Here is a 10,543-nt window from a genome sequence, read left to right as displayed (position 1 = left end):
GGGCGACCTCACCCTCCAGCCGTGCCAGCCGCGCTCCGAGGCAGTAGTGGGCGCCGTGGCCGAACGCGAGGTGCGCGCCGCGCCCGAAGACCAGGGTGCCGGGGTCGGGGAACCGCCGCGGGTCGCGGTTGGCCGCCGCGACCGAGACCAGCACCAGGTCGCCCGCCGGGATCACGACGCCGCCCAGCGCCACGTCCGCGGTCGCCACCCGGACCACGCCGGGGCTGATCGGGCCGTCGAAGCGCAGCAGCTCGTCCACCGCCGCCGGCACCAGGTCCGGGTCGGCGACCAGCTCGGCCCACCGGTCCGGGTCCCGCAGCAGGGCCAGCACGCCGTTGCCGAGGAGCTGCACGGTCGTCTCGTGCCCGGCGGTGATCAGCAGCGCCAGCATCGCGACCAGTTCGACGTCGGTCAGCAGGCCGGCGTCCCGGTCCGCGAGCAGGGCCGTGGTCAGGTCGTCACCCGGTTCCTTGGCGGCGGCGAACCCCGCGAGGTGCTCGGCGAGGCGCCCGTAGGCGTCGGCCATGCGCTCCGGGTGCATCAGGTCGTCGGTCAACCGGCGCAGCGCGAGGTGGTCGGCGGGCGGCAGGCCCATCAGCTCGCCGATCACCCGCAGCGGCAGCGGGACCGCGTAGGTGTCGACCAGGTCCACCACGTCCCGGCCCGCCCACGCGTCGAGCAGCTCCCCCGCGATGCGCTCGACCCGGGGCCGGAGGGCGTCGACCCGCCGCGCGCCGAACGCCCGCACGACGAGCCCCCGCAGCCGCGTGTGCTCGGGGGCGTCGGTGTGGTTCATCATCCCGGTGGGCGCGATCGCGCTGCTCAGGTGCTGGTGGGTGAGGGCCGCGACGACGTCGGCGTGGCGGGTGAGCAGCCACGGCCGCGTCCCGTCGGGCATCTCCACCCGCACCGGCCCGATCCGGCGGCACTCGTCGTACAGGGGGTAAGGGTCCTGGTGGAACGCCTGGTCGATCCGCATGGACCCAGCCTGGCCGCGACCGGCGCGCCGGTCCTGAGCGGCGAACCACCCATCTCGGGCGCGGCGACCACCTAGCCTGGACCCATGGGGTGGCCGTTCACGGGGAGGGCGGCGGAGCTGGCCGCGGTCCGGCGGGCCCTGCGGGGTCCCGGGCTGGTCGTGGCGGGTCCGGCCGGGGTGGGCAAGACGAGGTTGCTGGAGGAGGCGGGGCCGGGACGCGTGGTGCGCGCGACGTCGGCGTCCCGGGCGATCCCGCTGGGCGCGCTGGCGCCGCTGCTGCCGGACGAGCCGGCGCCGGGGCCGGCGCTGCTGGTCCAGGCCCGGGAGGCGTTGCGCGGCGGCGTGGTGGTCGTGGACGACGCGCACCTGCTCGACGACACGAGCGCGGTCGTGCTGCACCAGCTCGTGCAGCACGGCGACGCGGTGGTGCTGGCCACGATCCGCTCCGGCGAGCGCCCGCCCGCGCCGGTGACCGCGCTGTGGAAGGACGAGCTGCTCGACCGGCTGGAACTCGCGCCGGTGGGGCCCGACGACGTGGAGGCGCTGCTGGTGGCCGTGCTCGGCGGGCCGGTGGACAGCCGGGCCGTCGCCCGCCTCTGGTCCGCGACCGGCGGGAACCTCCTGCTCCTCCGCGAACTGCTGCTCGCCTCGGACCTGGAGGTGCGCGACGGCCTGTGGCGGTTGGGCGACGCGTGGTCCGTGCCGCCCCGGCTGGCGGAGCTGGTCGAGGACCGGCTCGGCGCGCTGCCCGACGCGCGGCGGCGGGTGCTGGAGCTGCTGGCGTTCGGCGAACCGCTCGACGCGGACCTGTTCGACCCGCACGAGCTGGAGCCGCTGTCCGACCGCGGGCTCGTGGCGGTGGCCGACGACGGCCTGCGCCTGGCCCACCCGCTGTACGGGGAGGTGCTGCGGGCGGGCTGCTCGGACGTGCGGGCGCGCAACCACAAGCGCCGGTTGGCCGCGCTGCTGGACGACCCGCTGCGCGTGGCCGTGCTGCGGCTGGAGAGCGGCACCGCCGACGACCCCGCGCTGCTGCTCACCGCCGCGCTCCGGGCGTGCCGCTCGCTCGACGTCGGCCTGGCCACGCGGTTGGCGCGGGCCGCGTGGGAGACCGGCGGCGGACCGCCCGCCGGGTACCTGCTCGCGCAGCTGCTCGGCTTCGACGACCGGCCCGCGGAGGCCGAGGAGGTCTACGCCGCGGTGTCCACGCCGGACGACCCGCTGGAGGTGGTCGCGGCGCGGGCGGTCAACCTGCGGTGGGGCCTCGGTCGGGACGACGAGGCCGCGGCGCTGGACCGCCTGCCGCCGGTGCTGCGGGCCTACCTGCTGTTCGACGCCGGGCGGCTGGAGGAGGCGCGGCGGGCGCTGCCGGGCACGGACGAGCCGGAGGAAGCGGTGGTCGCGGCCATGGTCGACGCCGTCGCCGGCCGGCCGGTCGGCCCGTTCCCGGTGGTGCCGCCGCGTCCGGCCTCCGTGCCGATGGGACCGGAGACCGTCCTGTTCGCGGAGTGGTCGGTGCTGATGCACACCGGCGACCTCCTGGCGGCCGAGCGCCTCGCCGACGCCGCGCACGCCGAGAAGCACCGGTGGGACTCGATGCGCGCCCAGTGGGCGGTCCACCGCGCCATCACCGCCCGGCACCGCGGGCGGCTCGACCTGGCGCACCGGCTGCTGCACGAGGCCGAACCGTCGACGATGCCGTCGTTCCGCCGGTTCATCGCGCTGGCGGAGCTGGCGATCGTGCTGGCGATGCGGGGCGAGGACGGGCGGCGGGCGCTCGCGGAGGCGGAGGCGCTGCTGCCGGCGATCAGCAGGCAGGGGGACTCGGCCGTCGACTTCGCGCGCGTGTGGGTGCTCGGCGCGTCGCCGTTCGAGGTCGCGCGCCGGGCCCGGGAGCGCGGCGAACTGGCGGTGGAGGCGTCGGTGCTGCACGACGCGGTGCGGCTGGGCCACGCCCGCGAGGCCCTGCCCCGGCTGGCCGAGCTGGCGACGTGCGTCCACGGCCGGCTGGCGCCGCTGTACGCCGAGCACGCCCGCGCGGTGGTGGAGCGGGACGCCGCGGCCCTGGAACGGGTGGCGGGCGACTTCGCCGCCGCCGGGGCCGACCTGCACGCCGCCGAGGCCGCCGCCGCTTCGGGCAACCGGGCGCTGGCGCTGGCCCTGCGCGCCCGTTGCCCGGGTGCCGCCACGCCCGCCCTGGTCGCGGTGACCGCGCCGGAGCTGACGCCGCGCCAGCGGGAGGTGGCCGTGCTGGCGGCGCGGGGGCTGACGAACCGCGAGATCGCCGACGTGCTGACCACGTCCGTGCGCACGGTCGACAACCACCTGTCCGTCGCGTACGCGAAGTTGGGGATCACCGCGCGGACCGCGCTGCCCACCGCGCTGGGGTTGGTTTGAGCGTCCGTTCTCCAGCGGGGGCTCGCCGTCCTGTTCCGCGGAGAGGCAGGCCGGTCACAGGCGGGGCAGGTAGGCGGCGATCTCGGCCACGCACGTCCGGTACGGCTCGGGCAGCACCACACCGGACGCCGCCTTCGCGGCCTGTGACCACGTGGCCGGCGTGACCGAGAACGGCAACGACCTGTGGCACTCCGGCAAAGCCGCCGCTTCGGCGGGAACACCCGGTTCGCCCCGACCCCGACCCCGCCCGCGTCGTAAAGGCCGCTCGCGACGGGCTGACGGCCCCGGCCGACGGGGGTCGCACCGGCGCTGGCGCCGGCGGGCAAATGCCGTTCCGGAGAAGATGACACTCAATGTTTTGTCATCGCCCCCTCTTCGACCCCTCGATCGGTGGCGCCGGCAATGTCACCTCATCCCTCAAGAGGTAGCGCTTGAATGTGGTGTAGATGAGGAATGCGCCCGGCGGCACCACAGTTGCCCACCACCCGACGGGCATCCGACCGAAGTTCCAGCCGGTGGTCCAGCCCGTTCTGAGCAGCAGAGCAGCCAGAAAGGCGAAGAAGCCTGCGGTCGTCACCGTGTGCACCCTTCGGGCGAAGATGATGTTCCTGCGCTTTTCGAACAACTCTCGGTGGCGTTCCTTCAAAACTTCTTCCTCAAAAGCGAGGGCTCGTTTCACCGCCGGTCTGATGGTTCGCCACAAGGTGAGTCCGACCGCACCCATCCCCAGGACCGGTGGAGTGACTTTGAGCGGCGTGAACTCCGGTCGCCAATCCGAAGAAAAAGAGATCGCGCCACCGAAGGGCATCGTGCGCGGAAGTGCCAGGATCATTCGACCGAAGTTGATGGGCGGGTTGACGGGAAGTTGTGGGTGAACCCATCTCCTGCCGTCTCGCCGTTGAACCCGGGATGCGTGTTCCCGGAGCAGTGCCGCCGCCTTGCCGCGGAAGCACTCGTACCTCTCCTCCGATGCCGGCACGACCAACAGAAGCCGCTCGGGGCGTACGACCCGAACGGCTTCCACGAACTCCCATAATGTCCCATCGGTGTCATCCGCTACGAGGACCACGAACCTGGCGCGAGCCAGGAGGTCGCGCACCTGCTTTTTCCACGGTCCTTTTTTAGGTATACCCGTTGCGCCCCGGCGGCCGGCGGCACCATTTCCCCCGGTGAGCCCACTGCGATGACCGGTTTCATGTCACGGAAGCAGGTGACGAGAGATTCTTCAGCGCTCTTGCCGGACGTCAGCAACGCGTAGAGCACACCCAGCGGCGACAGGTCCAGCAGAGCCGGTTGCACGCGCAACTCCTCCGCCGCACCCCGATGGGAGTCCTCTTTGAACGACCTGAGGTACAGCACGAATGCCTTTCCCGACTCGGGGAGCGGGACGGGCTGGGCGAAATACCGGAAGGCGATTGTCTTGAGCTGCGACCCTCGACGCAGGATGAGTGTCATGAACGTCGTCATGACCATGAGAAGCGGAACTTCCCATGGCGGATCGCGGTCCAGCGAGAAAGCAAGTCGAACCAGATTGACCGAACAGTAGACCCCACCCGCCGCCCCCACAGCGGTCAGGAACAAACCCACCCCGGCGATCTTCCACCCTCGACGGATGTTCACCCGGCGCAGTGCGCCCGACTCCGGGAGCCGATCAGCCATCCGCCGAACCGTAACAGAACCCGCCTGAACCGTCACCGCCACAACGCTGCGCGCATCCGAGCCTTCTTGTCGATCGACCGCATCGGAGGTATCGAATCCCGCAGTATTGCGGATCCGTCGATTCGACGGTTGTCCGGACGATCTACTACGACGGATCGGTGTGCTCACCATCGTCGGCGTGGTGCAGTGGATCTGGTCGTCGAGAGGTACGCCATCGCCTACGTCAACCTGACCCGCCACGAGTGGGCGGGGGTGCGCCACGCGGTGAACCCGACCGCGGTCCACCGGGTCCACCCGTGGGAGTTCTCGCGTCGGTGGTGACGTGACCCATCCCAACGTGAACCCGGCTCAACCGTCGCACGGTGCGCAGATCCGGACAGTCGGCCGCTGAGGAGGCCCCTTCAGCGGGCGCCGGTGATCTCGCCCACCGGGAACCCGGCGCGCACCACGTACCTTTGACGACGTGAGCACCGCACCGCCGACCACCGCCCTGGGCGACCACTTCGCCCGCGCGCTCCCGGAGCTGGCCCTCGCCTGGCGGGCCGAGGAGGTCCCGGAGCCCCGCCTGCTCCTGCTCAACGAGCCGCTGGCCGCCGAGGTGGGGTTGGACCCCGACTGGCTGCGCGGTCCCGACGGGGTGCGGCTGCTCGTCGGCAACCACCTCCCCCCTGGCGCCGCGCCGGTGGCGCAGGCCTACGCCGGGCACCAGTTCGGGCACTACTCGCCGCGCCTGGGCGACGGGCGGGCTCTGCTGCTCGGTGAGCTGACCCACGTCGACGGCGAGCCGCGCGACCTCCACCTCAAGGGTTCCGGGCGCACGCCGTTCGCCCGCGGTGGCGACGGGTTGGCCGCGGTCGGGCCGATGGTGCGCGAGTACGTCGTCAGCGAGGCGATGCACGCGCTGGGCATCCCCACGACCCGGTCGCTGGCCGTGGTGGCGACGGGTCGTCCGGTTCGCCGCGAGACCCTGCTGCCGGGGGCCGTGCTCGCCCGGGTCGCGCGCAGCCACCTGCGCGTCGGCAGCTTCCAGTACGCGCGGGCCACCGACGACGTCGAGCTGCTGCGCCGGCTGGCCGACCACGCGATCAGCCGCCACCACCCCGAGGTCGCGGAGGCCGACAACCCCTACCTCGCGCTGTTCGAGGCGGTGGTCGCGGCCCAGGCCTCGCTCGTGGCCCGGTGGATGCTCGTCGGCTTCGTCCACGGGGTCATGAACACCGACAACATGACGATCTCGGGCGAGACCATCGACTACGGGCCGTGCGCGTTCCTGGACGCCTACGACCCGGCGACCGTCTACAGCTCCATCGACGAGGGCGGCCGCTACGCCTACGGCAACCAGCCGCTGGTGGCCGAGTGGAACCTCGCGCGCCTCGCCGAAGCCCTGCTGCCCCTGTTCGCCGACGACCAGGAGCGGGCCGTCCCGGTGGCGGTCGAGGCGTTGGGCGCGTTCCGCCGCCGGTACGACGCCGCGTGGTCGGCGGGCGTGCGGGCCAAGCTGGGGCTGTCCGGCGCCGCGGCCGACGACGCGGTGGTCGCGCCCCTGGTCGAGGAGCTGCTGGTCCTCCTGCGGGACAACCACGTCGACCACACGTCGTTCCACCGCCGGCTCTCCGCCGCCGCCCGGGGGGACGCCGAGCCCGCGCGCGAGCTGTTCCTCGACCTGGCGGCGATCGACGCGTGGCTGGCCCGTTGGCGGGACCTCGGCCCGGACGGCGACGCGATGGACCGGGTGAACCCCGCGTACATCCCGCGCAACCACCTCGTGGAGGAGGCGCTGACCGCCGCGACCGGGGGCGACCTGGGCCCGCTGGAACGCCTCCTGGACGCGGTGACCTCGCCTTACGACGAGCGCCCCGGCCTGGAGCGCTACGCCGCGCCCGCGCCGGCCGACTTCGCCGCGACCTACCAGACCTTCTGCGGGACCTGAGCCGGCCCCGCGCCCGCCGCGGGGCCCCCGCTACCCGTGGACCTCGTGGTGGGGCGTGGTCATGGGCGCGTTGGTCCTCCGGCCGTCCTCCTCCTGGTCCTCGGCGAGCCGTTTGCGGCGACCGTCGAGGAACCAGTCGACGGTGAAGTTGTCGGACCTGCGGACCATCTCCAGCAGCACGGCCAGGTAGGCGAGGAAGCCCACGAGCAGGCCGAGGCCGTAGGCGCCGAACAGGGCCGTGCCGCTGGGGAACAGCGCCATGACCGCGCCGCCGCCCACCACGCCGACCAGCGCGCCCAGGTCGGCGATGCCCAGGCCGTCGGTGCGGTAGCGGTTGACGAAGTAGAGGTTCCAGCCGAGGACGGCGCCGAACGCGCCCGCCCCCCACAGCTCCAGTGCCATGTCACGTGCTCCTCGTCAGTCGGAGCCCCGCCGGGGCGAGGGCGGCGCAGGCCGGTCCCGTCGCGCTGCCGCGGACGCCGGACCCGCGCCACCCGGCGGGCCGGAGGCTCGGGAAGACCTCGCAGCCGTCGCCGGCGAGCCGGTCGGACTCGGTCCGGCCGCGGGTCCCGCCGGGCGCCACCTCGGCGGGTTGCGCGGCGGCGGGCACGGGCGTGGCGCAGCACGCCGCCACCGCGACGAGCACCGCCCCGAGTCGTCTCCGCACCCCGCCCCCGCTCCGACAGGATCCTGGTTGTTCACCCGGCTAACGGTCTCGCGAACTCCAACGCCCAGGCGATGAGTGTCACCCGACGGAGTGGCAGTCGAGTGGACGCGCCGTAGGAGGGCCGCCCCACCGGCTACGCGCCGACGACCTCCTCGAACACCGCGCGCGCCTCGCCACCGGGCCGGATGCCCAGGTCCGCGTCGAGCACGTGCCACAACCTGCGGTAAACGCCGATCGCGCCCGCGCGGTCACCCGAGTGGGCCAACGCGCGCATCAGCAGCACCTGCGAGGACTCGCGGGCGGGGTGGGCGGATGCCTGCGGCGCCAGCAGGTCGGCCGCTTCCGCGCACGTGCCGAGCGCGACCATCGCCTCGGCCAGGTGCTCCACGGCGGCGAGCCTGCGCTCCCGCCACAGCGCGGCCACCGCCGTGGCGGGACCGGAGGGCACGAGCCCGGCCAGGCCGTCGACCGGCCAGCCGGACAGCGCGGAGGACAGCGAGGCCACCGCGGCCGTCAGGTCGCCGCGCCGCAGCGCCGCAGCGCCCCGCCGGGCGAGTTCGTCGACCCACAGCGCGTCCACGGCCTCCGCGCGCACGTCGAGCCGGTAGCCGTGGCCGACGTGGACGAGCAGGCGGGCGAAGCCGGTGCTCGCGGTGTCCAGGCAGCGGCGCAACCGGGACACGTACAGCTGGAGGTTCTTGACCGCGCTGCGCGGGGGTTCCCGCTCCCACAGGTAGTCCAGCAGGCGTTCGGTGGACACGGCCGCCCCGGCGTCCAGCGCGAGCGCCGCCAGCAGCGTCCGGGCCTTCACACCGCCGGGCACCACGCCACCCGCGGTGGGTCCGCTCACCGAGGGACCGCCCAGCAGTCGGATGTCCACCTCCTGCTGCGCGCACACCGTCGCACGGACCGACATTCCAGTGCTCCCCACATCGAGCCCGACCCCGTCACCGCACACGGTATGTCGGACCCGGAGGTGCGCGGCCCGACGCCGAACGGAATGCGTTACGTGGCCCGCGAACGCATACCGGACGTATACCGGCAGGTGGGATCGTCCCGGCTCGTCGCCCGTGCCCCGGGAGGCACCCGTTGAGCCCGAACGAATCCGATTCGGAGAACCGCAACGCCTCGCGCGGGCGTTGCGGTCACCGCAACGGGTCCGGGGGCGGGTGATCGGCACCACCCGACAGGGCGGACGGTCCCGGGTCGACCACCCGGTCCGCGTCGCCGAAACCACTCCCGAAAGGACGCGAGCCATGGACCTGACCTTCGACGACTCGGAACTCGACCTGGGCGACCTGGCCGTCACGGCCATGCGCGACGCCGTCGCGCTGCCGGAGACCGGCGCCTCGGCGGCGGCCTGCTCGTGCAGCAGCACCTCGTGCTGCTGCTGCCAGCAGCCGCAGCTGCCCATGCCGACCGACTGACCTGGTCACCGAGCAGATCCGGCCGGGGGCGCCCGTTCGCGGGCGCTCCCGGCCCACACCGGGGGGAGCACCGGATGTCCGCCGGCGCAACGGGCCGCACCACCACCGAACTCGCGCCGTACGCGCTCGTCCGGGTGACCGCCCTGCCCCACCCACGGCCGGTCCCCACGGATTTCCGGGCCGGGGTGGACGCGCTCGTCGCGGCCGAGGCCCGGGTCGCGGCCCTGGCGCCGGACCTCGCCGACGCCCTGCACGACAGCGCCTCGGGCCACCCGGCTGAATTCCACCGCGGGGTGGTGCTGCCGCTGCGCCGCGACGTGCACAACGGCCGCGCGCCGAAACCCGCCGCGGTGGCGGAACTGGGCGACCTGCCGGAGCGGGTGCCGCTGCTGGCGCGCTGGCTGGCCGCCCACGCCGACCTGGCGCGCGCTGCGGAGTCGGTCTCGGCCGCGTGGCCGCACGGGTTGGCCGCGTCCCGGGGGTGGCTCGCGGAGGTGTGCGCGACCGACGCGTTGCGGCGCGCGAGCGCGCTGACCGGGCCGGACCTGCTGCACGGCCTCGACCGCACCGCCCGGGGGCGCGGCGAGCCCGACCGGAAGGCGCGCAAGGCGGAGCCCTCGGTGCTGCGGTACGCGTTGCGCGCGACCTCGAAGACCAGCCCCCTGTCGTGGTACACGCACGTCGGCTGGGGCGCGTGGGGCGAAGGGCCGTGGCCCGGCGCGGAACCCGTGTCGCACGTGGCGGCGCACCGCCTGCTCGTGACCCGGTTGGTGGACGCCCTCGGTCCCGTGCTGCCGCACCGGTTGGCGCCGGGGTTGAGGGAGCGCGGCGGACGCCTGCTGTTCCGCCGGGACGCGCCGGTCGAGGGCGTGGGCCGCGCGGTGGTGGTCCGGGAGGAGGAAGTGGACGTGGCGGCGACCGGGCCGCTGCGGTTCGTGGTCGCGGCCGTGCGGGACGCCGGGCCCGGCGGGCTGGCGTTGGACCGGCTGGCCGAGGCGTTGGCGGCGCGGTTGACGGGTGAGGGCGCGGAGCGCTCGGCGCGCGCGTTCGTGGCGAGGACGCGGGAACTGGGGCTGTTGGTGCCGGTGTCCCCGATCCACCCGCAGGACCCGGACGCGGTGGGCTCGCTGGCGTCCTGGCTGGCGGCTCGACCCGCGGGCGGCACGGCCGGCGCCGGCGACGCCACCCCGTTCCCGGGCACCGGCGTGTTCCAGGACGCCGCGTCGTCCGCGGGCACGGCGTCGTCCCCGGGCACGGCAGTGTTCCCGGACGTCGCGCGCCGGTTGACCTCGCTCGCCGCGACCACCGCCGCGTTCGCCACCACCGACCCCCCGGCTCGCGTGGCCGCGCTCGCGGAGCTGTCCGCCGGCTGGCGCGAACTCGGCGAGCGGGTCGGCGCGGACCTGACCGGGATCGCCCCCGTGGTCGAGGACGTGGTGCTGCCCGAACCGGTGCCGGTGCCGCCCGGCGCCGGGGTTCCGCGC

At 74.3% G+C, this 10,543-nt stretch carries 12 protein-coding genes; 5 read left to right on the top strand and 7 right to left on the bottom strand.

Translation table 11 applies throughout. From position 1 onward, the window contains the following. Positions 1–979 (bottom strand): cytochrome P450 (locus ACFV4N_RS32950; protein WP_499676556.1); only part of this gene is annotated, 979 nt, incomplete at its 3' end. Positions 980–1,063: 84 nt separating this feature from the next. On the opposite strand from ACFV4N_RS32950, the gene ACFV4N_RS32945 reads away from it, so the two are divergent. Further along, positions 1,064–3,376 (top strand): helix-turn-helix transcriptional regulator, encoded by a 2,313-nt coding sequence (locus ACFV4N_RS32945; protein ID WP_499676555.1) that lies wholly within the window; start codon positions 1,064–1,066, stop codon positions 3,374–3,376. Between the two features lie 54 nt (positions 3,377–3,430). On the opposite strand, the gene ACFV4N_RS32940 is transcribed toward ACFV4N_RS32945, so the two are convergent. The 3 genes from ACFV4N_RS32940 to ACFV4N_RS32930 all read right to left on the bottom strand — a co-directional run bounded on the left by ACFV4N_RS32940 (position 3,431) and on the right by ACFV4N_RS32930 (position 5,203). After that, complete coding sequence (locus ACFV4N_RS32940) at positions 3,431–3,553, bottom strand: hypothetical protein (RefSeq protein ID WP_499676554.1); 123 nt, start codon at positions 3,551–3,553, stop codon at positions 3,431–3,433. A gap of 184 nt (positions 3,554–3,737) precedes the next feature. Beyond that, a complete protein-coding gene (locus ACFV4N_RS32935) occupies positions 3,738–4,208 on the bottom strand; it encodes a hypothetical protein (protein ID WP_499676553.1) in 471 nt (156 codons plus the stop codon). 224 nt (positions 4,209–4,432) lie between these two features. Then, the gene (locus tag ACFV4N_RS32930) at positions 4,433–5,203 is read right to left on the bottom strand and encodes a hypothetical protein (RefSeq protein WP_499676552.1); all 771 of its coding nucleotides are present in this window, start codon (positions 5,201–5,203) and stop codon (positions 4,433–4,435) included. An 18-nt stretch (positions 5,204–5,221) separates the two neighbouring features. Here ACFV4N_RS32930 and ACFV4N_RS32925 point away from each other — a divergent pair, with 18 nt between their 5' ends. Together ACFV4N_RS32925 and ACFV4N_RS32920 are read left to right on the top strand one after the other, a co-directional pair. Beyond that, a complete protein-coding gene (locus ACFV4N_RS32925; RefSeq protein ID WP_499676551.1) occupies positions 5,222–5,356 on the top strand; it encodes a hypothetical protein in 135 nt (44 codons plus the stop codon). 142 nt (positions 5,357–5,498) lie between these two features. Then, the gene (locus tag ACFV4N_RS32920) at positions 5,499–6,965 is read left to right on the top strand and encodes a protein adenylyltransferase SelO (protein WP_499676550.1); all 1,467 of its coding nucleotides are present in this window, start codon (positions 5,499–5,501) and stop codon (positions 6,963–6,965) included. Between the two features lie 30 nt (positions 6,966–6,995). Here the strand turns inward: ACFV4N_RS32920 and ACFV4N_RS32915 are convergent, their stop codons facing one another. The 3 genes from ACFV4N_RS32915 to ACFV4N_RS32905 all read right to left on the bottom strand — a co-directional run bounded on the left by ACFV4N_RS32915 (position 6,996) and on the right by ACFV4N_RS32905 (position 8,548). Next, positions 6,996–7,367 (bottom strand): hypothetical protein, encoded by a 372-nt coding sequence (locus ACFV4N_RS32915; RefSeq protein ID WP_499676549.1) that lies wholly within the window; start codon positions 7,365–7,367, stop codon positions 6,996–6,998. Between the two features lies 1 nt (position 7,368). Beyond that, positions 7,369–7,632 (bottom strand): hypothetical protein, encoded by a 264-nt coding sequence (locus tag ACFV4N_RS32910; RefSeq protein WP_499676548.1) that lies wholly within the window; start codon positions 7,630–7,632, stop codon positions 7,369–7,371. Positions 7,633–7,765: 133 nt separating this feature from the next. After that, positions 7,766–8,548: an AfsR/SARP family transcriptional regulator gene (locus ACFV4N_RS32905; RefSeq protein ID WP_499676547.1), complete on the bottom strand. Its 783-nt coding sequence runs from the start codon at positions 8,546–8,548 to the stop codon at positions 7,766–7,768. A 340-nt stretch (positions 8,549–8,888) separates the two neighbouring features. Here ACFV4N_RS32905 and ACFV4N_RS32900 point away from each other — a divergent pair, with 340 nt between their 5' ends. Beyond that, positions 8,889–9,059, top strand: coding sequence for a thiazolylpeptide-type bacteriocin (locus tag ACFV4N_RS32900; RefSeq protein WP_499676546.1), 171 nt, complete (start codon positions 8,889–8,891; stop codon positions 9,057–9,059). Positions 9,060–9,133: 74 nt separating this feature from the next. Continuing rightward, the coding region (locus ACFV4N_RS32895) for a lantibiotic dehydratase (protein ID WP_499676545.1) at positions 9,134–10,543 on the top strand (1,410 nt) is incomplete at its 3' end.

This window comes from Actinosynnema sp. NPDC059797 (assembly GCF_042732085.1).
Taxonomy (GTDB): domain Bacteria; phylum Actinomycetota; class Actinomycetes; order Mycobacteriales; family Pseudonocardiaceae; genus Actinosynnema.
Note: the sequence above shows the minus strand (reverse complement) of the source record. Positions and strands in the feature narration are given on the sequence as shown.

What these genes read in the sequence shown, in the direction of transcription:
- ACFV4N_RS32945 (WP_499676555.1), top strand. Translation starts at nt 1,064, where the DNA reads ATGGGGTGGCCGTTCACGGGGAGGGCGGCGGAGCTGGCCGCGGTCCGG.
- ACFV4N_RS32935 (WP_499676553.1), bottom strand. Translation starts at nt 4,208, where the DNA reads ATGATCCTGGCACTTCCGCGCACGATGCCCTTCGGTGGCGCGATCTCT.
- ACFV4N_RS32915 (WP_499676549.1), bottom strand. Translation starts at nt 7,367, where the DNA reads ATGGCACTGGAGCTGTGGGGGGCGGGCGCGTTCGGCGCCGTCCTCGGC.
- ACFV4N_RS32905 (WP_499676547.1), bottom strand. Translation starts at nt 8,548, where the DNA reads ATGTCGGTCCGTGCGACGGTGTGCGCGCAGCAGGAGGTGGACATCCGA.
- ACFV4N_RS32900 (WP_499676546.1), top strand. Translation starts at nt 8,889, where the DNA reads ATGGACCTGACCTTCGACGACTCGGAACTCGACCTGGGCGACCTGGCC.